This window comes from Streptomyces sp. NPDC048270, assembly GCF_040652335.1.
Lineage (GTDB): Bacteria > Actinomycetota > Actinomycetes > Streptomycetales > Streptomycetaceae > Streptomyces.
The window spans coordinates 126,278-148,017 of sequence record NZ_JBEZLV010000018.1 but is presented as its reverse complement, the minus strand read 5'-3'; the positions used below and the strand labels follow the sequence as shown (position 1 = coordinate 148,017).

The 21,740-nt window shown below is 71.3% G+C and carries 17 protein-coding genes and 1 pseudogene; 12 read left to right on the top strand and 6 right to left on the bottom strand.

Annotated elements, in window-relative coordinates; translation table 11 throughout:
- Nucleotides 1-69 precede the first annotated feature (69 nt).
- The 8 genes from AB0D66_RS18425 (at nucleotide 70) to AB0D66_RS18390 (ending at nucleotide 12,070) form a co-directional block, all read left to right on the top strand.
- Nucleotides 70-1,320 carry an MFS transporter gene (locus AB0D66_RS18425; RefSeq protein ID WP_362303969.1) on the top strand — a complete coding sequence of 417 codons (1,251 nt, stop codon included), beginning with the start codon at nucleotides 70-72 and terminating at the stop codon, nucleotides 1,318-1,320.
- Between the two features lie 287 nt (nucleotides 1,321-1,607).
- Nucleotides 1,608-1,958, top strand: coding sequence for an STAS domain-containing protein (locus AB0D66_RS18420; protein ID WP_362303966.1), 351 nt, complete (start codon nucleotides 1,608-1,610; stop codon nucleotides 1,956-1,958).
- Nucleotides 1,959-2,314: 356 nt separating this feature from the next.
- A complete protein-coding gene (locus tag AB0D66_RS18415; protein ID WP_362303963.1) occupies nucleotides 2,315-2,992 on the top strand; it encodes a Crp/Fnr family transcriptional regulator in 678 nt (225 codons plus the stop codon).
- Between the two features lie 246 nt (nucleotides 2,993-3,238).
- Nucleotides 3,239-4,366 (top strand): hypothetical protein, encoded by a 1,128-nt coding sequence (locus tag AB0D66_RS18410; protein ID WP_362303961.1) that lies wholly within the window; start codon nucleotides 3,239-3,241, stop codon nucleotides 4,364-4,366.
- The gene (locus AB0D66_RS18405; RefSeq protein WP_362303958.1) at nucleotides 4,363-5,139 is read left to right on the top strand and encodes a hypothetical protein; all 777 of its coding nucleotides are present in this window, start codon (nucleotides 4,363-4,365) and stop codon (nucleotides 5,137-5,139) included. Before AB0D66_RS18410 ends, AB0D66_RS18405 begins: the two co-directional genes overlap by 4 nt.
- The gene (locus tag AB0D66_RS18400) at nucleotides 5,136-8,786 is read left to right on the top strand and encodes a CHAT domain-containing protein (RefSeq protein ID WP_362303955.1); all 3,651 of its coding nucleotides are present in this window, start codon (nucleotides 5,136-5,138) and stop codon (nucleotides 8,784-8,786) included. The genes AB0D66_RS18405 and AB0D66_RS18400 overlap by 4 nt, the downstream gene beginning before the upstream one ends.
- A gap of 37 nt (nucleotides 8,787-8,823) precedes the next feature.
- Nucleotides 8,824-10,734, top strand: a complete 1,911-nt coding sequence (locus AB0D66_RS18395; RefSeq protein ID WP_362303952.1) for a caspase family protein — start codon at nucleotides 8,824-8,826, stop codon at nucleotides 10,732-10,734.
- On the top strand, nucleotides 10,715-12,070 hold the full coding sequence (locus AB0D66_RS18390; protein ID WP_362303950.1) for a hypothetical protein: 1,356 nt from the start codon (nucleotides 10,715-10,717) through the stop codon (nucleotides 12,068-12,070). Before AB0D66_RS18395 ends, AB0D66_RS18390 begins: the two co-directional genes overlap by 20 nt.
- Nucleotides 12,071-12,405: 335 nt before the next feature.
- On the opposite strand, the pseudogene AB0D66_RS18385 reads toward AB0D66_RS18390, so the two are convergent.
- Together AB0D66_RS18385 and AB0D66_RS18380 are read right to left on the bottom strand one after the other, a co-directional pair.
- A pseudogene (locus AB0D66_RS18385) lies at nucleotides 12,406-12,768 on the bottom strand (hypothetical protein); the annotation flags it as partial.
- Between the two features lie 63 nt (nucleotides 12,769-12,831).
- Entirely contained in the window at nucleotides 12,832-13,521 is a 690-nt protein-coding gene (locus AB0D66_RS18380; RefSeq protein WP_362303946.1) for a hypothetical protein, read from the bottom strand.
- 741 nt (nucleotides 13,522-14,262) lie between these two features.
- Here AB0D66_RS18380 and AB0D66_RS18375 point away from each other — a divergent pair.
- Nucleotides 14,263-14,604: a HopJ type III effector protein gene (locus AB0D66_RS18375; protein WP_362303943.1), complete on the top strand. Its 342-nt coding sequence runs from the start codon at nucleotides 14,263-14,265 to the stop codon at nucleotides 14,602-14,604.
- 80 nt (nucleotides 14,605-14,684) lie between these two features.
- Here the strand turns inward: AB0D66_RS18375 and AB0D66_RS18370 are convergent, their stop codons facing one another.
- Nucleotides 14,685-15,227, bottom strand: a complete 543-nt coding sequence (locus AB0D66_RS18370) for a winged helix-turn-helix domain-containing protein (RefSeq protein WP_362303940.1) — start codon at nucleotides 15,225-15,227, stop codon at nucleotides 14,685-14,687.
- Between the two features lie 57 nt (nucleotides 15,228-15,284).
- Here AB0D66_RS18370 and AB0D66_RS18365 point away from each other — a divergent pair, with 57 nt between their 5' ends.
- Nucleotides 15,285-16,190, top strand: coding sequence for a S41 family peptidase (locus AB0D66_RS18365; protein WP_362303937.1), 906 nt, complete (start codon nucleotides 15,285-15,287; stop codon nucleotides 16,188-16,190).
- Between the two features lie 92 nt (nucleotides 16,191-16,282).
- Here the strand turns inward: AB0D66_RS18365 and AB0D66_RS18360 are convergent, their stop codons facing one another.
- Both AB0D66_RS18360 and AB0D66_RS18355 read right to left on the bottom strand, forming a co-directional pair.
- The gene (locus AB0D66_RS18360; RefSeq protein WP_362303934.1) at nucleotides 16,283-18,151 is read right to left on the bottom strand and encodes a hypothetical protein; all 1,869 of its coding nucleotides are present in this window, start codon (nucleotides 18,149-18,151) and stop codon (nucleotides 16,283-16,285) included.
- A 36-nt stretch (nucleotides 18,152-18,187) separates the two neighbouring features.
- Entirely contained in the window at nucleotides 18,188-18,622 is a 435-nt protein-coding gene (locus AB0D66_RS18355) for a hypothetical protein (protein WP_362303931.1), read from the bottom strand.
- A gap of 248 nt (nucleotides 18,623-18,870) precedes the next feature.
- Between AB0D66_RS18355 and AB0D66_RS18350 the strand changes: the two genes are divergently transcribed.
- Nucleotides 18,871-20,565: an alkaline phosphatase D family protein gene (locus tag AB0D66_RS18350; RefSeq protein WP_362303928.1), complete on the top strand. Its 1,695-nt coding sequence runs from the start codon at nucleotides 18,871-18,873 to the stop codon at nucleotides 20,563-20,565.
- 256 nt (nucleotides 20,566-20,821) lie between these two features.
- Nucleotides 20,822-21,310 (top strand): isochorismatase family protein, encoded by a 489-nt coding sequence (locus AB0D66_RS18345; protein ID WP_362303925.1) that lies wholly within the window; start codon nucleotides 20,822-20,824, stop codon nucleotides 21,308-21,310.
- Nucleotides 21,311-21,442: 132 nt separating this feature from the next.
- Here the strand turns inward: AB0D66_RS18345 and AB0D66_RS18340 are convergent, their stop codons facing one another.
- Nucleotides 21,443-21,646, bottom strand: coding sequence for a cold-shock protein (locus tag AB0D66_RS18340; RefSeq protein WP_030832902.1), 204 nt, complete (start codon nucleotides 21,644-21,646; stop codon nucleotides 21,443-21,445).
- Between the last annotated feature and the right edge of the window lie 94 nt (nucleotides 21,647-21,740).

Genomic DNA, 21,740 nt, shown 5'->3' with positions numbered 1-21,740 from the left:
TGAGCAGGCCCGGGGACACGATCATCTCTGCCGACTGCGTGAGCATCGACCGCTGTTAGCCTGCCGTTCATGATCAAGGGCGACCTGGCAGGCCGAATAGGCCGCGTAGCAGGGGACAGCAGGCCGGAGCGCGTGCTGATCGCCGCCAGTTTTGTCAACCGGGTCGGCAACGGTCTGTTCAACGCTGCGTCGGCGCTGTACTTCACCTTGGTCGTGGGTCTGCCCGCGGTGCAGGTCGGTGCCGCGCTCACCATCGCCGGAGTGGTCGGCCTGTGCGCGGGGATACCCGGCGGGTATCTCGCCGACCGGCGCGGGGCGCGAACCATCATGATGCTGGCCCTCGCGGTCCAGGCGATGTCGATGGCGGCTCTCGTCCTGGTAGAGAGCTGGGCCGCGTTCACGGTCATCGCGACGGTCGACCAGGTCGCCGCTGCGGCCGGCGGGGCGGCCTGGGGCGCTCTGGTGGTCCGGGTCGGGGGTGACCGCCCGGCCCTGTTCCGGGCGAGGCTGCGCACCTTCGTCAACCTGGGCGTCATTCTCGGGACGGTGGGTGCCGGGCTGGCGCTGGCCGCGGACACCCGTGGCGCCTATGTCACGCTGATCCTCGGCAACGCGGCGAGCTTCGCCCTGTGCGCGGTGCTTCTGCTGTTGCTGCCCCGCTATCCGGTGCTGGCAGCACCGCCGCAGCAGCGTCGCTGGCTCGCCTTCGCGGACCGCCCGTTCCTTGCGTTCACAGCCCTCTACGGGGCCATGGGTCTGCAGTATCCGGTGGTATCCCTGCTCCTGCCGATCTGGATCTCCCAACACACCGAAGCGCCGCGCTGGACGGTGGCCGCACTGTTCGCGGTCAATGCCGCCTTCTGCGTACTGATGCAGACCAGGATCGGCTCCCGCATCGAAACCCCGCACGACGGCGGCAGGGCCTTTCGGACCGCGGGACTGCTCTTCCTCTTCAGCTGCCCGATGATGGCGCTGGCGGCGTACGCCCCGGCCTGGGCGGCAGCGGGACTGGTCCTGGCAGCGATCTTCGTCCATAGCCTGGGAGAGGTCTGGGAGTCCTCGGCGGGCTTCGCCCTGGGCTTCGGTCTGGCCCCCGACCATGCCCAGGGCCAGTACCAAGGCGTCCTCGGTCTCGGCTTCAGCGCGGGCCAGGCCCTTGCCCCCGCGATCCTCACCACGGTGGTGCTCGGCCTCGGCACGGCGGGCTGGCTGCTGCTGGCGGTGTTCTTCGCGGCGCTGGGTGCTGCCGGCCCAGCCCTTGCCCGCTGGGGCATACGGACCCGGCCCCGGCCGACCGCTGCCGCGGAAGTGACAGGGTGACTCGCTCCCTCCCCGTATCAGTCTGGCACCGGGCGTGTCTCACGGCGCCGCCGTCGGGTCGTCGCGCCGCGTGAGGCGGTCGGTGCGATCGCTCGGTTTCGTGTCCGTGCGCGGCCTGCGCATCTGTCAGGGGCAACAGTGCGCAGCCGGATGCCTCATGTCCGTGACAGTGGGCGAAACCGAGAGATCGCATGCTCGGCGCTGCGGCACGCGGACCCGCGCCGACTCGGCCGCCCGCTGACGCGGAAGACCTGGTCACCGGCCTGCCGGCCTCCTACGCTTGGACCATGGACGATGAGCAGGACCCCACCCCGCCCGTTGAGGTGGAAAAGCAAGAGCGGCACGTGATCGTGCACGTCGGCGGCGAGATGGACATCGACCGCGCCCCGCTCCTCCAAGAAGCCCTGCGCACCCTGCTCACCCAGCCCGACTGTCCCGCCGAAGTCGTTCTCGATCTGACCGAGCTCACCTTCTGCGACTCCTCCGGTCTGAACGCCTTCCTCCAGGCCCGCCTGGCCGCCCAGGAAAACGGCCGGCGCCTAAGCCTCCACGCCCCCAATCAGCAAGTCGCCAAACTCCTCGCACTCACCGGCGCCAACCAGCTCTTCCCCATCACCACCCGCGACCAGACCGACTGACCCACCAGCCTCGGTCACATCCGGCGGGGTGCCGTCATTCCCTTCGCGCGGCTCCCCCTGGTCCGCTGACGGATTCGGCCGCGGTCACCGTTGACCGCGGCTACCTGGCCGCAGCAGAGGAGTCCTTGGCGCGGATGAAGAGGCCTCAGCAGCACGACCGACGATGCACTCATGTTCCCATCCGATAAGCAGAGCGGTGGCTTGTCGTGAATGTGCCCCTACCTGACCATGTCTCGTGGAAGTTGGACATGCGGGAGGGGGCCGGCGTGTTGAGTGGGGAAGAGTCGGACAGGGGAGACGGGCCGTCGATGTGTCCGCCCTGGAGCGCCTACCCGCGCGGGAGCCTCCTGTGGGAGTTGAACGGCGCGAGCGCGACCGGGCCGGAAGCCGCCTCCGCCGACCGAGCCCGGTCGGCCCTGATGCGGGCCGGTACCCCACGCACCTACGAGGCCGGCGAGATCATGCTGCTGGCCGGCGGCACGGACACGTTCGTCCTGGTGCTGCTGAACGGGTTCGCCAAGGTCACCACGACCGACAGCCGGCACGCAGCCGTGCTGGTGGACATTCGCGCGGGCGGTGACGTCATGGGAGAAACCGCGGCGTTCGACAGCGAGCCGCGGTCGGCCACGGCCACGGCGGTCGAGAGGATGTCCGTCCGGCGGATCTCGCAGGATGAGTGGCTGGCGTGGATGAACCGGCATCAGGCGGCCAACCTGGCGATCAGTCGGAGCCTCGCGCATCGCAGCCGTACCGCGGTTCGCCGCCGTATCCAGTTCACGCGCGGCCCCGTCATCGCCCGCCTGTCCAGCGCCGTGCTGGACCTGACGGAGCAATACGGGGCCCGGACGCCGGAAGGGTTGTCGGTCAGGCCGGGGCTCACCCATGCGGAGTGGGGTGAGCTCATCGGAGCTGGGGAGCGCCGCGTGCAGCACGCGCTACAGGAGCTGAGGACCGCGAAGGTCGTCAGCTACGGACGCTGCCGACTCACCGTGCATTCGCTTCCCGCCCTGCGGAGGATCGCTGCCGACCCCTGATCGAAGAGTCCGGCTGCGGGTGTCCGCGCCGGGCGGTTTCGGCCGGAACGTTTCTGTGCACGGCGTTCCTCCGAACCCGCACTGGGACCGGTTCGCACGCCCGCCAAAGCGCTCTACTACAGGCAGGGGAACGGGGAACCGGGGCACGGTTCGCCGTACTCGCTCGTGCGTCCAGCAGGTCCATCACCCCAAGCCAGTGCGAGGCGCCGCATGCCAGCCATTCCCGTCACCGTGCTCGGACCGTCCATGTCCGGCAAGACCGTCTTTCTCGCCAGTCTGTTCCGCAGACTGGCCATTCTGCGACCGGACACGGGCTTCTACGTCGAGCTGTCTCCCGAGCGATCGACCAGGTTGAACAAGGTCTACCAGCAGATCTCGAATCCCGGCGGGTGGCCCGACCCCACCCGCCGGAGCGAGATCTCCGAGTGGGAGTTCACCTGCTCGGTCCTCACCGCCCGAAACGAGACCTTCAGCCCCTTCTCCATCAAGTACCTGGACTACTCCGGCGAGGTCCTCACCGAGCCCGACGGGCGGGTGGAAGCGGCCGACCGCGTGATCAGCAGGATCGAGGAATCGGAATTCCTCCTCGTGCTGCTGGACGGCGTCAACATCCTGCGGTTCCTCGACGGGGACCACCAACTGGTGGACGATCTCGTCCCGATCTTCAACCTCATGCTGAAGAGCTGGGCCATCGTGCACTTCGTGATCACCAAGTGGGATGTGCTCGCGAGGGCGGGACACACCGTGCAGGAGGTCAGGGACCGCCTCCTGCAGCATCCGGACTTCAAAGACGGCGTGCAGACCCAGCTGTTCAACCCGCGCGGCACCAAAGGAGTCCGCTTCATTCCGGTGAGCTCCGTGGGACTGGACTTCGCCGTTCTCGGACCCGACGGTCAGGAGATGGTCAAGAAGGGCAATTTCCCCGCTCCGTTGCACGTCGAGGTCCCGTTCATGGCCGTGCTGGTGGACCTCTTCGAAGCGGAATTGAAGAGGATGGCCCAACACGGCTCCCCGGAGAAGCAGTTGATCGCTCAGCGCAATCAGCGGCTCTCGTGGGTCCGCATGATCAGCGACAGGATGCCGCTGATCCGGGCGTACCTGCGGATGCCCGCAGCCAAGTCGCCCCTGATGCGGCTGGTACGGGATCAGATGGCGGATGTGTTCATCAACTACGTGGAGGACCGGGCCAAGGCGTACGGCGACAAGATCGAGGAGGACGTCGCCCGATTGCGCAACCGCATGCCGGCTGCCACGTCCGAGAAGGAGGCGCTGAACGGACTGGTGGCGCTGTTCCACGCCAAGCTGGCCGAGTTCGAGGCCGAGCATCCGGGCTCTCGGTTCATCGAGGGGGAATCGTCGTGGACGACCGTATGAACACCGCCACGGTCGGAGTGTGGCCGTTCGCTCTCACACGCTCTGTCAAAACGGGCTTCCGGGTGGTGGTGGCTCCGGACTTCCTCGTGGACGCGGGCAGCTACTCCCTGCTGCACGACGCGACAGGCGGAGACGTCGACGAAAGCGCCGTCTACGTGCGTGAACACCGAGGCCACGGGACAGGACCCCTGTGGCTGCTGTACCGGGTCGTCCACCTCAAAGCGGCTGATGTCGGCCTGGACGGCGAGTACGCGATGAACGGGCCCCGTCGCACTCCCCTGGTCGAAGGGATCGTCTGCCGCACACCTCCGAAGTCACTCGCCACGCAGGAGCTCTTCGCCGAGGTCCACCGCAGGTGCGCGGCGGAGGTACGGGAGTTCTTCGTGGCCGACACGACCACCCGTCCGGTCACCCGTTCCCGGGCGTTCAGCGCCTCGGCGACCGGCGTTGCCCTGCAGGTCGTGGAGCCGGCCCCGGTGGAAGGGAGTCCTCTGACGGCCGTTCACGGCCGTCGCCCATCGCGCGCCCGTCGGCTCGCCACAAGGCTTCTGTCCGCTGTCCTCCGATCCCTCGGCCTGCGTCCTGGTCGGCAGGGGGCAAGCCTGGGATCCCCTCGTGGACACGGCCGTGGACAAGGTCCTGTCCCTTCTGAGTCGGTTCCTCGAGAGGGAACACCCCGCACCGGACCGCACTGGCCGCTACGAGCGGCCAGAACCGCAGGACTGATCGCGCTGGGCGTCGTGGTCGTCTTCGTCATCAGGAAGTTCAAGTGACCTATGAAGGGCGCCACACGGCGGACGGCATCCGCCTGCTCGCGCACCTCCTGATGACCGAGGCGCGGGGTGTCGACCCTGCGGCCGTCAAACCGGCCGGCTGGGCCATGCCGGTACGCGGCTGGTTGACGGTCGGGGCCGCCCTCGCCGCCGGAGAGCCCCGGCGAGCCCTCGCTCTGCTGGGGGATCCCGTACCGGAGGAGACCTATGACGACTTGGTCACTCGCACCCTGCGGACGGCAGCGGTTGCCATGGACGTCAACTGGAGCCCCGGAGGCCATGTCGGCTGGGCCCTGCCGCCGCAGGACGAAGCGGCGCTGCTCCAGTCCATGGACGGAACCCACGCCCGACTGACCATCCTCGCCAAGGATCCCGGGTTGCGGCTCCCCGCCTTCCTCGCGGGCCGGTACCTCCCCGACGTGCTCTCCGCCCGGGCCGTCCTCGGTAGCGGTGACGTCATCAATGCCCAGTCCGCCGCCGTGGTGGAAGCGGTTGGCGGGGCCGAAGAGACGCAGGAGGCCGTCCGGTGGTTCGATGAGCTGCCGCAGGAGATCGCCGAGGGTGGTCTCGCGGCAGCGGCCGCCTACCATCTGCTCGTCGCGGCGGACATACGGGACCGAGCGGGGCAGCGGCGTCAGGGCGAGATGAAACGCCGGGAAGCACTGCGGCTCGCCTCCCGGGCCCCGGCCCTCGCCGGCATGTCGGAGCTGGCGGCGGGTGATGCGGAGCTCGGGGTCGCCGGAGCATCCGAGCGCCGTCTCATCGTCCCCGCGGGAGGAAGGGCGCTCAAACGCGCCGCGAAGCACTACGCGAGGGCCGACGCGCTGTTCCTGAGCAGTGGCGCCGCGCGGGGCCGGGCGGCCGCCGCGCTTCGTCTGGCGCACGTCGCCCGGCTGTCCCGAAAGCCGAAGCTTCGCACCGCCTATGTCGACCGGGCCCTGGCGCTGGCCGCGGTCGCAGGTGACGGGGCCTACGGGGCGCTGCTGACAGTGCACCGCATGCTGGACGCCGTGGAGGACGGCCGGACCCTGCCCGTTCACGACGCGGACGCGGTCCGCCACTGGGCGTCCACGGTCGGCAGCGGCTCCTGGCTTCGCGGCATGGCCCATCTCGTCGCCGAGGGGGCGGGCGAGTGGGCCCGGCAGGGGCACATCCTCCGAGGAAGGCAAGCGGACGACCTCGCGCAGCGGCTCACAGAGCGGCGCGGCGCACCGGCGGACCCGGAACGGCCGGTGACGGACGCCGTTCGGGCTGCCCGCACGACGACGGGTTCCCTGGAGACCTACCACGAGGCCCGCCACCGGCTGGCCTCCCTGGTGGTCGCCGACCTGGAACTGGACACGCGGATGCGGCGGATGCAGAGCGAAGAGTGGGAGGCCGTCGGCGCGGACGGGCCGGGTCCGCAGGCCGCGGACCTGCAGATCACGGCTGGGATGGTCAACGAGTGGCTGGCCGCCGCGAGTACAGCCGAGCTGTTCTTCGGCGCGGCGGTGGGCTTGGGCGACCCGGACCTGGTCGCCGCCGCCCGGCCCCGGCTGGCCGGCGTGATCGGTCTCGGCGCGCGTCTGCTGGGCGGAGGGGAAGTGCCGCCTCCCGTGGCCGAGGCCTTGCACAGCTCTTTGGAGGGGTTGCGCGCCGGCCTGGGCTCAACGGACATCGTCGAGACGCTCTACCGGCTACGGCGGCACAGGTCGGCAGGCTTGTCGGCCGAGGCGGACCGGACCGCCGCGACAGCGGGGGTACTCGTGCGGACGGGTCCGCTTTCCCCGGCGCGCTGTGCCCTCCTGGTGGAGATGGGCCGCATGGCGCAGGCGCGGACGGAGGCCGCCGAACTGGAGGCACGCGGGCTGCTCACGCCACTGCAATCGGCGGCACTCCGGCTGCGCCTGCGGGAACCGGCGCGTGCCGCCGAGGCAGAGCGGCGCGTCGGGGCGGACGGCACGCAACCGGACAGGCCCTGGGAGAGGGCGGCGATCGCGGCGGAGGCCTCGCTCGCTCTCGGTGACCGACGACGCGCGGCCGGCCGGGCTGCCGAGGCGGTCACCGCATTCGAGGAACACCGGGTGAGGCTGGGACGCGACACCCTGCGGGCGGCATCGGGAGACGACCCCGTGGTGGCCCGCGCCTACCACACCGCGATGCTGTCCCAATGGGAGCTGCCCGACGGCAAGGCCGCCGCGTTCGCCACCGCCGAACGAAGCCGTGCCGGCTTCCTCGACGCCGTACAAGCCCTCGAGAGCGTCGCCGGGCAACCCGCCGCGGTACGCGCGGTACGGGGCTGGCTCCAGGCGGAAAGCCGCTGGGCCGCTCGGTTCGAGGAGACGGCCGTTGCTCTGCGTGGCGGCGGGTCGGGGGGCGCCGCGCAGGTTCCGGAGCCGGCGGTGACCGCCGACGCGGGTTCCCGGCAGCGTCGCATCCTCGACGCTGAGCGGGCGCTCAGCGCGGCGGAGAGCGAGGTGCGCCGGATTGCCCCCCGCGCGCTCGCCTCCAGGCGGAGTCCGGGCGCGGTGCCGGACGTCGCCGCAGTGAGGAGCGCGCTTGCGCCGGACACGGTGCTCCTCCAGTACCACCTGCTCGACCACGACCTGCTCTGCTGGGCGGTGACCCGCGAAGGGCTGGTCGCCGAACGGCACGAGCGGTCGGCGGACGACCTGGTGGCGACGGCCCGCCGTTTCCACACCGCGTGCGCGTCGGGCGGTGAGGTGGCGGGCCCGGGACGGGTGCTCTCCGAGGCCCTGCTCGGCTTCTGCTCACCGCTCCTGTCCGGCTACGGCAGGATCGTGGTCGTCCCTCCCGCCCCGCTCTCCCTGGTGCCGTTCCACGCCCTTCCGAGAGCCGGTGCGGTTCTCGGCGTCACTCACGAAGTCTCCTACCTGCCGGCGGCTTCCCTGCTCACCAGGCAGGGTCACCGGTTGGTCCAGCCCGTCTGGGCGGAGGCGCCGGCACTGCTGGTCGGTGCACCGGCGACCGCACCCGAACGCGGCCTGGCGCACCTGCCCGGCACCGAGACCGAGGTCGCCGCCATCCACGGACTGCTCCCCCGCAGCCGGGTGGTCACGGGACGGGCGGCCGACCGTGCCCGGGTACTGGAACAGGCGGCCGGCTGCGCGATCCTGCACCTGGCGACCCACGGGGACGTGCAGGAACTGACCCCCTATCTCAGCCGTCTCGCACTCGCCGGACGGGACCATCTGGGTGTGGACGACCTCCTGGGCCCGGGCCTCGCCCCCGAACTCATCGTCCTCTCCGCCTGTGACACCGGTCGCGGTACCGCGACCGCGGGAGGTGACGTGCTCGGACTCACCCGCGCCGCCGTCATCAGCGGCGCCCGCCACGCGGTCGTGTCGCTCTGGCCGGTGGACGACATCACCGGATGTCTCGTGGTCACGTACATGTACCGGCACCTGGTGTCCCCGGACCGGCCACCGGTCGGCACGGCGCTCGCCCGCGCACAGCGTGACGTCCGGCGGCTCTCCCCGGACGGGAGGGAAGAGGAGTACGCGCGACTGGCCGACCGCGTGCACGTCGGCTCGGACCCATCGGGGCCATGCGTGAGGAGTCGTGACAGCGGCCCCCGGCCCTCGGCGGCCGGCACCGACCGGCTGCATCCGTTCCACTGGGCGCCCTTCATCCACGTGGGCGTCTGAGAGCAAGTCCGCAGGCAGAGGGAGTTGAGGATCCGGTATGACGATGCGTGCCCTGCTGATCGGCGCCCAGACCTATGACCTGACCGGTGTGAACGAGGACATGGCCGTCATGGAGCGGCTTCTGGCCGACCGTGGCTTCGCGGATCTGCGCCTGTGCGCGGAGGGCGAGACGACGTACCACGGCATGGTCGAGGCACTGGCGAAGCTGGCCTGTGAGACGAAGCCGGGTGACGCGGTCGTCGTGTACTACGCGGGGCACGGCGCTCTCCTCCCCGTTCCGGCGGCTCTGCGCGAGCGCTTCCCCGGCGGCCCCGCGTACTTGCAGTACCTGGTACCGAGCGACCACCGGGACAGCACCGCCAGCGACTTCCGCGGCTACCTGGCCGAGGAGCTCACCCTGCTGCTCCGCCGCCTCACTCGGACGACCCCGAACGTGACGTGCATTCTGGACTGCTGCCACTCCGGGGGAATGGTCCGTGACGCCGGCCGGCGGCGCATCAGGTCCGTACGGTCCGGCGTCATCGCCGAAGCGGGACTTGAACGAGCGCTCCGGCTCGCCACCGCACCCCGGCTGCCCGATCCCGACGTCGTGCGGTTGGTCGCATGTCAGCGGCACGGTGTCGCGTACGAGAACGAGCACGAGGGACTGTTCACGGCAGCCCTGGCCAAGGTACTGGATGACTTCCGCCACACCGCCGTCCCCTGGGCGACACTGATTCCCAGGATCCGCGACGAAGTCCAACTCACCGAGGTGCTCCAGCGCCCCGACGCCGGCGGGCCGTCCGGCCGGCTGCCCTTCTCCCTCGACGTGCCCGCGCTGCCGGAGCGGCTGCCGCTCCGTGCAGCCGGTGGCGCACTGCGCGTGGTCGGAGGCGCGTTGTACGGCTTGCGCGCCCTGGACGTGGTCCGGCTCGTGTTACCCGCCGAAGAGGAGCGGTCCCCCGACACGGTGATGGAGGTTGCGGTGGCGGCGGTTGACGCGGCCGACGCCCTGCTGGACCCCTCGTTCAACGCGCCTGCGCCCCCTCTGCCGCTCGGCTCGTACGCGCTTCCCGTACGGGTCCACAAACGCCATCCCGTACGCATCGCGGCGGGAGGCCCCCTGGCCGAGGCCATCCGTACACGGCTCGCGTCATCACCACGTCTGATCGAGGCAGACCGTGAGAGCGAACCCCTCTCCTACGTACGCGTCCGGGAGGGAAAACTCGAAACGACTGACGCCACAGGGCTGTCCTACCGGCATCCGGATGAGCTGTCGGACCCCATGGGAGACCCATCCGCCCCTGCTCGGAAGGCCATCGCGCTCCTGGAGACGATCGCCCGGGGCGAGCGCATGCGGGGACTGGGGGACCCCGGAGCGGACGGTTTGCTCCGGCAGGACCTGCGGGCCTGGATGGAGGTGGAGACGGAGCCGGGCAGCCACGCCTTCCGGGAGTTCCGGACCTGCGACGGCATGCGGGCGGGGGACCGCTACCGGATCTCCGTCACCGGCGCCTCAACCACCGCGCTGTACGTCTGGCTGCTCGGCGTGGGCCTGAGCGGCCGCATCTCCCTGGTGACGCACGACCAGCCGAGCGGCATCCGACTGGAACCGGTCGCCGGGCACGACGAGAAGGTCGGCTGGCGGTCCGGGCCGGTGGAGGTCTGGTGGCCCGACGACGTACCCGCTCGGGGAAGGCGCCCGGAGAGCGTGCTCCTGCTGGTCGGCGACGACCAACTGGACCTCAGTCCCCTCGGCGGTGGCACACGCCGCCGCTGGTCGGAGCCCGACGCGCTGCGTGTGCTGCTGGACGAGGTGTGCGAGGGCGTCCGCGACTCACGCGTGGAGCTCCACGCGAAGAAGCTGCGGTACCGGGTGTTCAGCTGGCACACGACCGTCGAGCCCCCCGTCATCGTGAAGCACGGACGACACCCAGGGAGCACAGGAGATGCACGATCCGGTGAATAGCGGTTCGCCCACGTCACATGAAGGTGCCGCCGGCACGGTTCCGGACGACGTACTGGCCACCTCCGATCTCGTGTTCAGGGGGGTGCTGAAACCGCGGGGCATGCAGTCGCATGCCGGGGTCACGCTCGGCCGGCCCTTGTCCTATGCCCTGGGCGACACCACCTCGGGGGTCTTCGCGGGGGCGGACAGGCGCACGCTGCTGCTGTGCTTCCCCTTCGATCTGGAGGAAATGCCGACGGGATACGGCTACCGGAAGATCGAGCTGGCCGTCACCTTCGACGACGAGGCCGTCATGGCCTTGGACATGCAGCCCGGTCCGGGCCGGGCCGACCCGGACGGGGAGCGGGTGGCCACGTTCGGGCTGGGCAGGAGCGGGCTTCGTTGGGTGTTCCACGCCCCCCGTGCGGGCGGAACCCTCCGCCCGGACGGCCGATGGGCACAGGCCGTCGTGGCCTTGCCGCGCCCCTTCACCGCCGTGTCCGGCCGCCTGCGGCTACGAGGGGTGATCGAGCACCCGTTGCTGACAGGGACCCGGACGGAGGGCGAAGTGCAGACGCGCGAGGACGTACCGTTCCTCGTGTCTCGCGCGGATCTGTGGACCGGAGCACCTCTCGCACCACAGGTGCCGAGGCCGGGGTCCTGGGCACTCGCGGACTTCGAGGACGCCGGAGCGCCGGATGACCGGCTCCCTCCCGGGCACCAACGGCTGTGCTTCGCCGTCGACATCGAGAGGTACAGCGCTCGCAGCAACGCGGACATGATTCGTTTGCAGCGAGCCCTGCTGCGGGTCATGCGCGCCGTCTGCGCACGGGCCGAAGTGCCCTGGGACGCTTGTGGCCGCCAGGCCCAGGGGGACGGCTATCTGCTGGTGCTGCCGCCGGACATCGACGACACCCGCGTCGTCCCCCGCCTGATGCACGGCCTCACGGACGCGTTGGCCGTCGTGAACCGGGAATCGCCCGGGAGCGCCCGTGCCGGTACACCCGCCCGCGTCCGCATGCGGGCGGCTTTCCATCACGGAATCGTCCACGAAGCGGACAGCGGGTACGCGGGTTCCGCGATCGTGGAACTCTTCCGCATGCTGGATTCCGACCCGGTGCGGGCACTCCTGATGGACGATCAGGCCACCGACCTCGTCGTCGCCGTCTCCGACCGGACGTATCAGGACCTCTTGGTGCACGGCTACGAGGGCCTGTCGCCAGTGGGCTTCATGCGGACGGAAGTGGCGGTCAAGCAGTTCGTGGGTGTCGCCTGGATCCGGTCGCAAAAGGCCTCCGGTCCCGCCGTCCAAGAAGGCCTCTCCGTTGCCCGTGCGGGCATTGCGCGGCGAACGTGAACCGGGCCGCCCGTTCCCGGCCGGGAGTTCGACCCGTCGCCGTCTGTGCTCCCGGCGGTGCGGCTCTGCTGCCATGCCATGCTTCCGGTGACCAGTAACAGAGCGCTCAACAGCGACATCGCGGCTTGCGCCCTCCGCCGGCTGCGAAGGGTACGGCGATGGGTTGCGATTCCGGCGTCGAGGAAATCGGCTTCCAGCCCGGTGAGTTCGCTGCGGCCGGCCGCTGTCGTGAAGATGCCGACCTGTGCGAGTCGGACCGGGGATATCCGCACACCGGGGTCGCGGCCCACCGCTTGCCATGCCTCCGCGGCCTCCGTCAGCCAGCGACGCAGCCGCAGCTTCTCGCGGTCCTGCTCGATCCAGTCGTGCAGTCGCGGCCAGGCGGTCATCAGGGACTCGTGGGCGAGTGCGATGGTGTCCGCGTCGACGGTGACGAGTCGCGCCGTGACCAGTTCGTCGAGGACCGCGCCGACGGGCCCCAGGCTGCTGCGGTCCGCCGGCCGGCGGGTGTCGGGGCGGCCCAGCTCGCCGGGATGGATCAGGCGGAGCAGGACGCGTTGGGCGATCTCGGCCTGGGAAGGGTCGAGCCGCTCGTACGCGGCCTCGGCCGTGCGTGCGATCGCGCCGTGGACCCCGCCGGAGCGCTCGCACGCATCCAGGGTGAGCGTCCGGCCGTGCCGTCGGAGCCAGGTTTCCAGCAGGGAGTGGGAGAGGAGGGGTAGCCCGGCGTCCTGGCCGTGGATCTCATATGAGCGGGGTGGTCAGCGAGCGTCGAGGAACGAGGCGCGTTCGCCCTCCTGGCAAAGGGTGAAGACCTCTTCGAATGGGTCGACGACGAGCCAGCTGTCACCGGGGGCCTCGGCAGGTACGAGGAGGTCGCGGTGCCGGGTCGCGGGGCTGTCTCCGGGAGTGAGGAGGCGGATCGCGGCAGGAGCCGGGTCGAGGTCCTGCAGGCGGGGTACGAGGCCGGCGCGCAGAAGTGAGGACTTGCCGCTCCCGGAAGGGCCGAAGACGGTGACGATCCGGTGCTCGCGAGAGAGGGTCACGAGGTCGTCGACGAGCCGGCCGCGTCCGAAGAACACGTCCCGGTCGCTGGGCTCGTACCGGGCGAGGCCCCGATACGGGCACGCCGCGTCGTTCTCCTCCTGTGCGCGGGCTGCGTACAGTCGCTCGGCCGCCGCATGCCAGCGTGCCTGCCAATCGGCCTCGTCTCCCCGACAGGCGGTGACGTAGGCGAGAACGACGGGGAGGGTCGGCAGCTGCTCACCGCCCGCCGCCCGCCGCCCGCCGCCCGCCGCCCGGGAGAGCGTGGCCACCGAGTAGGATCCCGGCCGGTCGGCCATCGCCGCGTACGTCGGCCCCCCGGCCTCCTGCCTGAGCCTGCGCAGGGCGAGAGCGAACTCCGCCACCGGTCCGGCAGCCGCGTCCAGGGACTTTTCTCGGCGTCCCACCACACCTCCCTGCTGATGCCTTGTCAGGCCGGAACGTCACCCAACACCGGTACCCATGCCGCACACAAGGCCGGTTCCGGACCGAGACCAGGACGCGGCGGGAGCGCAAGGCCCGCGCCGCCGGCGACGGCGCGGGCCTTGCACGGCCGTCCGAGGCTCTAGTAGGAGTCGAGGACGAACTTCTGGAAGATGCCGAAGTCGGCTTCCGGCTCGTGACACGCGAACGTGCGCAGGTTTCCGCCGTGGCTGTCGTCCATGCACAACCCGGTGGCTCTGCTCTTGAGCCGACGCAGTGTCGTGGCCCGGGCGCCGAAGGGGCCGGCGCCGGCGCGTGCTGGCGACGTCTCGCCGGCGGCGGGGACTGCGGCGGGGACTGCGGCGGCGGCAGATGGCGCGGAGGTCTGGGTCACAACCGCGGTGGCCGCGATCAGAGCGGTTGCGAGGGGGCGTACGCCCCACCCGCGCAACGTGTTGTGCACGTGACTCTCCAATCAGCCGCGCTCGGGGCGGCTATGGGTGACGTCCTGCTTGCATGCCGACCGGACGCCGGCACGGCACAACAATTCGATGCGGGACGTTGTTGCGCACCCCCTGACCAGCCATGAAACAAACAGATCAGCATCGCCCGCCCCGCGGCTCGTTCCGGTATGTGGCCCGATTCCTGCCGGCTGGACCCGAAGGGGTATCGTCCCCCGGTCACGGACGGCAATCGGACCGTCTGTCCAACCCAAGGGAACCGAGATGACGGATCTGAACTCGCTGCGGGCAAGCCTTGCGTCAGATGAGCACCAGTTCGCCGACACCCTGGCCTTCGTCGCCGCGCACTACGACTATCAGCCGCAGGCGTTCCGCAACGGGGACGTGGAGAACGCCGCAGGTGAGAACGAGGGATCCTGCAAGACACTGGGACTGGCCGTGCTGGAAGGACTGAGCGACCAGGAGGCGCTGCTGGCCTTCGGTGAGCACTACCGCAGCGTGCTGGCGACGCCGAACGACGCCGATCACAGCAACATTCGCAATCTGATCGCCCATGGCCTGGCCGGGGTGAGCTTCGCCGGGCAGCCGTTGACGCGCAAGGGCTGAACAGCGGAATCGGCCTTGGGCGTGCTGGAGCAACCGGGTACCGGCAGGGGGCGGGGTGAGCCCCGGCCTGCTCGTGGCCGCTAGGCGGAACCGGTGGTGCCGGCGGGCAGGGCCTGCTGGTAGAGCGCCACCAACACGCCGTGCAGGGGCTGGTCCTCTGCATTCTCCTCGGCTTCGTCGACCAGTTTGGCGAGGGTCTCGCCGAGTTCTCTGGCCTTCGTGGGGCTGAGACGCAGATGGCGCAGTGTCAGGTGGGTCTCGCCAGGTGAGCGGTCCAGCTCCTGGGCGAACGCGGCGAGCATCGCGGCGGTGCCCGCCGCTTGGGGTTCGGCCACGACCATGTGGCGGGCCGTGCGCTGGTAGTGCTGCTCGGTCCCGCCGCGGACCTGGCGGGTCTCGGTGATGTGGACCAGCCCGGCTTCGCGGAGCACTTTGAGGTGGTGGGCCACGTTGCCCTTCTTCGTGTCGAGCTGCGCCGCAAGCTGCCTGATGGTGGCGGGCCGATGGCCCAGGGCGAAGAGCAACCGCTGGCGCAACGGGTGGGCGAGTGCCGCGAACTGCTCAGGCGCACCGATCTCCAGAACGTCCTCGGGGGGCGGCGGATAGGGAGGCTGATCAGGCATACAGAAAGTGTCTAAACTCTTTGACGCTTTCGCAAGGGCAGTGCTCTACTCCCTGCCATGACGACTTCAGCGAAGCTTGCGCCCGCCCCTGTCATCGACGAGACAGTCCGGCTCCTGACCGAGCACTACGTGTTCCCCGAGATAGGCCGGCAGCTCACCGGCCTGCTGCAACGACGCTTCGCCGAGGGCGCCTACGACGTCGACGGCGCCGAGGAGCTCGCCCGGCTGGTCACCGCGGACCTCCAGTCCGTCAACGGCGACCGACACCTGCGGCTGAAGCACCACGCCGACCCGGTGTCCCCCAAGCAGGGGGCGGCCACCCTGGACGCCATGCGCCGGGACTTCGACACCTCGCTGGGCGGTGCGCCCCGGGTGGAGTTGCTCGACGGAGGGGTAGCCGTGGTGGAGCTGGCACCGATGCTGTTTCCGCTGGAGTGGGCCGCCGAGCCGCTGGCCGCCGCGCTCACCCTGGCCTCCCGCGCCCAGGGGCTGATCATCGACCTCCGCGCCAACCGGGGCGGCGACCCTGACACGGTCGCCTTCGTCTGCAGCTACCTGCTCGACGAGCGCACCCACCTCAACACCATGCACTGGCCCGGCAGCAGGCAGAGCGAGCAGTCCTGGAGCCTGCCGCATGTGCCCGGCGCGCGCTTCGGTGGCAGCAAGCCGTTGTACGTGCTGTCCAGCGCCGACACCTTCTCCGCCGCTGAAGAGCTGTCGTACGACCTCCAGCAGCTCGGCCGCGCCGTAGTCGTGGGCGAGCCCACCCGCGGCGGCGCACATCCGTGCAGGGGCTGGACCGTGCACCCACACCTGGAAGCCACCGTTCCCGTCGGCCGCGCCGTCAACCCCGTCTCCCACACGAACTGGGAGGGCGCCGGCGTGCAGCCGGACGTCCCCTGCGCCGCTGCTGACGCCCTCGACCACGCACACGCGCTGGCCCTCGCCCGACTCGCCGGCTGACCCGGCCGCGGTCATCGACGCAGCGAGTCGACGTGTTCGAGGGCACCGCGACCGGGCGGCTCGTGTCCCCGGCGGACGGGTGGGTGCCGTGCCTACCCGGCCGCGAGGAGGTGCCATGCCAGGGTGCGGAGCTCCTCGTCCGGGTGGCCGTCCTCGTTGAGGGGGGTGTTGCCGAGCAGGCGGACCGGGGAGAAGGCGAAGGCGCGGAGGGTGGGGCGGAGGTGTTCGGGGACCGTGCCGATGGCGGCGAGGGCCTTGAGGGCGCCGAGGCCGACCGGGCCGGCGGAGACGAGTTCCGCGAGGACGGGAACGGCGTGGTCCGGGGTCCCGGTGAGGGCGTGGTGTGCTTCGGCGGCCGCCATGCGGGTCCAGGTGTGGCCGGCCGTCAGCAGGGGTTCGATGGCCGGCAGCAAGGGGGCGGCGGCGCGGCCGAGGGGGATGAGGCTGGTGAGGTACCAGTGGGTCGGGCCCCGGCTGGAGAGCAGGTCCTCGAAGGTGCGCAGTGCGAGTTCGGCCTCGCCGGTCAAGCGGTGGTGCGCCACGGCAGCTGCTGCGCGGAGTGCGGCGTCGGCGCTCTGGGCGGCCTTGGCGAGCAGGGTGATGGTCTCGGGCGTCGCGAGGGTGTCGAGGCCGAGCCGGCGAGCCGCCGCCATGGGGGCCCGGTCGGTGCGCAGGCAGTCGGCCAGTTCGGGTTGGGCCCGGTGGGCGGCGGTGCCGAAGGGGCCGAGTGCCTCGACCAGGTCGGTCGCGGCGGTCCCGGTGGCCCCGGCTGCCAGCTCTCGCCGGATGACGGGTATCAGCAGGTCTGCGGCGGCCGGGAAGGCCCGGGAGGCCGCGCGCAGCGCCTGGGGTTCGGGGTGGTTCAGCACCAGGTCGAGGGCGCGGGGGTCGCGGGTGCGCAGCAGGGCGAGGAGCGCGGGTTCGGCGGTGTCCCCTTCGGCAGATGCGTAGGCGTACAACGCGTCGCGGAGCTTGGCGCCCGGCCGGGGCAGGTGCTCGGCCCAGGAGGCGATGGTGCCCAGGGTGCGGGTGAGCGCAGGGGTGCCCTCGTGGTGCGGGAGGGCGGAGAGCAGCAGGTCCAGGACCTCCGGCTCTCTGTCTCGCCAGGTCTCCACGATCTCCCGGGCGAGCCAGGAGCCGCGTGAGTGGAGGTCCCCGGCCGCGATCCAGTGGGCCGCCACGGCGAGGCCGGCGTCCGGGTCCCGTGTCAGCAGGTCGGTGAGGTGCGCCTCCTGCGAGGGGATGCCGGGCCAGGGAAAGCCGTCGTCGCCGGGGTCGGGTTCGGCGCCGTCCTGCGCGAAGACCTCCACCAGCCGGTGCGCGTACGGGGGGCCGGATCGCTCGGCGGCGAGGATGGCCGCGGCGAGCCTGATCTCGGGCAGCGGGCCGGCCAGGGGCTCCTCCACCGTACGGTGGAGGAGGGCCAGGGCGACCATCGCGTCCGCCCGTACCGCTGGGACGGGATCGGAGTGGTAGACGGCGTCGAGCCGGGTCACGACCGGAGCGTGCAGCTCGGTCGGCAGTTGGTCGGCCACGGCCGCGACGACGCGGAGGGCAGCCCGCCGCACCTCGCGCTCGGAGTCGGCCAGACAGGGCAGCAGGTCCGGCAGGGCCCTGGAGAGTTCCGCGCAGATCGCGGCGACCGAGCTGCCGGGCCAGTGCGGTGACTCGCGGTCCGTCGGGTCGTGGTCGGCGAGGGTGGCGAGCAGCACCAGCAGCTCGTCGCGCTTGGCCGGGGCGTGGCGGACGGCGTGGGCGAGGAAGGGGACGGCGGGTGCCGTGGCCGGGTAGACCGTGCCCTGGTGGTGGATGTTGCCGTAGAGCTCGTGGATCGCCTCGTCGGCCGCGGTCTCGTCGTCCTGGTAGAGCGCCCTGATCAGGTCGGGCACGTCCTCGGCGGGGCCGTAGGCGTGGGTCAGGGTGTGCCACGCCACGGTGTCCAGTTCGGCCGGAGGTTTCATGGGTCCGCGCTCCTCGTCTGATCAAGTGCGCTGACCTTAGCGATCACCACTGACAGGGCTGGAGAGGGGAGTCGGACACCCCCCGGCTCGCGCGGCGGCCGCCGCCTCCAGCAGCTGCCAGCCGTCGACCTCCAGCGCTCGCCGCTCCCCCGGCTGCCAGCCACGGGCCAGCGCCGCGTCGAACAGGGCCCGGACGGCGCCCGGCTCGTGCAGGTTCAGGTCCGCCCCTCGGGTCAAGCCCACGTCGCCGGAGCCCAAGGGGGCTCCGCCCGGGACGTACCGGCCGGGCCCGTCGGCGAAGACGATGCGCAGCGGGCCGCCGGTGCCGGCCGGCTGCGGGGAAAGGGTGAGGGTCTGGCGGCAGTCCACGGCCCGGCCGTCGCGGTCCCTGCGGTGGCTGTGGCGCATCGACCACATGTACACGCGCTCGCCGGCGACCAGTCGGCGGGGCTTCTTCGCATGGCGGGGCACCAGCCGAGGGTACGCGGCCTCGTGCACAAGAGGTTGAGCAGGCTGCGTGCGGCACGCGAGGCCGGGCGGCGGGTGGCGGTTCGGGTGCAGGTGGGGCCGTCGCCGGTGACCCCTCGCTCTCCGGGTCCGCCGGGCTCGGCCCGGGGCGCCAGGGCGGCAGGGCGGCAGAACGGCGCCGTTCGCGCCGCGTTGAGTACTGTACGGAGCGGTCGTTCCGTACCGTGCGGAGCGTCGGAAGGGGACTCTCGATGGCCGGTCTGAGGCTGGGACCGCTCCTGCGACACGTGGACTGGGAGTCGGGCACGAGCGCGACGGTGTGGGTCGAGACGGACCGGGCGTGCACGGCGGAGGTCCGGTGCCCGGGCGGCGCCGGGGGTTCTGCCGCGACCTTCCGGGTCGCCGGCCACCACTACGCGCTGGTGGTCGTGACCGGACTCGCTCCCGGGTCCGCCACGGCGTACGAGGTGCTGCTCGACGGCGAACGGGTGTGGCCCCTCGCCGACTCGCCCCTGCCGCCCAGCACCATCCATACTCCGCCGGTCCCGGCGACGGGCGCGGTGGTCGCCTTCGGCTCGTGCCGGTGGGCGGCGCCTGCCGTGGGCGAGTCCGATCCGGTGGGCCCCGACGTCCTCGACACCCTCTCGGCACGGCTCGCCGCCGACCCGGAGGCAGAGCGTCCGGACGTTCTCCTCCTCCTCGGCGACCAGGTGTACGCGGACGAGACGTCCGCCGACACCCGCGCGTGGATCGCCCGGCATCGGCGGGCCGCCGGCACCGGCTCGACCGCCCCGCCGGACCAGGTCGCCGACTACGAGGAGTACACCCACCTCTACGACGAGTCCTGGGGCGACCCCGAACTGCGCTGGCTGCTCTCGACCGTGCCCAGCTGCATGATCTTCGACGACCACGACGTCATCGACGACTGGAACACCAGCGCCGCCTGGGTGGCCGACATGCGGGCAACGTCCTGGTGGCACGATCGGATCACCGGCGGCCTGATGTCGTACTGGGTCTACCAGCACCTGGGCAACCTCTCCCCCGCCGAGCTCGCCGAGGACGAGCTGTACGCGGCGGTGCGGGCGGCCCACGACGGCACGGAAGTGCTGCGCGCGTTCGCCGAACGCGCCGACGCCGACCCGGCGACGGTGCGCTGGAGCTACCGACGGGACTTCGGTCGCACCCGGCTGCTGATGGTCGACACCCGGGCCGCGCGGGTGCTGGAGGAGCAGCACCGGGCGATGCTGGACACCGAGGAGGCCGCCTGGCTGCGGACGCAGGCGTTCGACGACCCCGGCGGCGTCGACCACCTGCTGGTCGGGACCTCGCTCCCGTGGCTGCTGCCCCCGATGGTCCACTTCGCGGAGAGCTGGCATGCGGCGCTCTGCCGGGGCGAACGGGGGCCGCGCTGGGCGCGCTTCGGCGAGTGGCTGCGCCGCCGGGCGGACCTGGAGCACTGGGCGGCGTTCACCTCGTCGTTCGGGAAGCTGACGGAGACGGTCGCCGAGGTGGGAAGGGCCGACGACGCCCCGGCGACGGTGTGCGTGCTCTCCGGGGACGTGCACCACGCGTATGTGGCGGAGCCCGTCTGGAGCACCGGGCAGCAGCCGCGCTCCCGCGTCTTCCAGTTCACCTGCTCACCGCTGCACAACTCGGTGCCCGCGGCCATAAGGGCCGGATTCCGTTTCGGCTGGAGCCGGTTCGGCAACGGGATCGGGCATCTCCTCGCCCGCCACGGGCGGGTCGCGAGGCCGTCGGTGCGGTGGGATCGCACGGGCGGACCCTGGTTCGGCAACCAGTTGATGACGCTGACCCTGCGCGGCCGTACGGCGCGGCTGCGGCTGGAGATGGCCTCGGCGGGTGCGAAGCGCGGGCGCCGCGGGACCGACCGTGCGGGAGCGCGGCTCATCGGCGTCATCGACCGGAGCCTGACGGACGGAAGTTGACGCCCTGCCGGCCGGCCGACCCGCCCGGCGCGCGGCACGCGTCTCTTGCGCGGGCCGGCGCCGGCGGGCGGCTGGTCGACGGCGCGGTCCCGCGGCCGCGGCGGGGCCGCTGGATCCGCCCCGGGGGGCGTCCCGTATCCGTGAGGACGGGAGCGTCATCCATGGCATCAGGTTCCAGCGTGCCGTTCCACCGCCTCCACCAGCCACGGCAGCGAACGGGCGCGCTTGCCCCTCGCAGAGATCTACGATCATGGCCATGACCACCGCCTTGATCCTCATCGACCTCATGCCGCGCATCATCGGGCTTCCGCTCGCACCGCACTCCGGTGACGAAGTGCTCGCACGCTGCCGCGCGTTGGCCGCGTCGTTCCGGGCGAGTGGTCGGCCGGTGGTGCTGGTCCGGGTGGACCGCCCGAACGTCGCCCAGCAGCCGCCGGGCAGCGATTTCGCCGACGGCCTGGTCCAGGACGGCGACATCGTGCTGGTCAAGCGCACCGTCGGAGCGTTCTACGGCACCGGCCTGGACGAGCAGCTGCGCGAACTCGGGGTGGAGACGGTGGTACTCGCCGGCCTGGTCACGACGATGGGTGTCGAATCCACCGCGCGGGCCGCGGCCGACCACGGCTACCAGCTGGAGTTCGTCGCCGACGCCATGTCCGGCCTGGCCGCGGACGAGCACGAGTTCACCATCGAGCGCACCTTCCCCCGCTTCGGCGAGGTACGGAACACCGCCGACTACACCTGACGACCGACTCCCCCGCGGTCCACCGTACGATCCCGTAGCGCCCGAAGGCCCGGCAGACCGGCGGTCGCCCGGCCCGGTGGGGCCGGGGCGACCGGAACGCAGAGCGGCGGCCGACAGCGCAGGAGATGAGGATCAGATCGGGCGGACCTGCTGAGCCTGGGGACCCTTGGGGCCCTGGCCGGTGGTGAACTCCACCCGCTGGTTCTCCTCGAGCGACCGGAACCCGGACGCATCGATCTCGGAGAAATGCACGAACACGTCCGGAGTACCGTCATCCGGCGAAATGAACCCGAACCCCTTCTCCGCGTTGAACCACTTCACAGTCCCCTGAGCCATGACGCACCTTCCCGATCCACCCCAGCCGCGAACACCACGGCCGGCAGCAAACCGATACTCCCCCGCCCCCCACACATGCCAAACGGCACCCAGG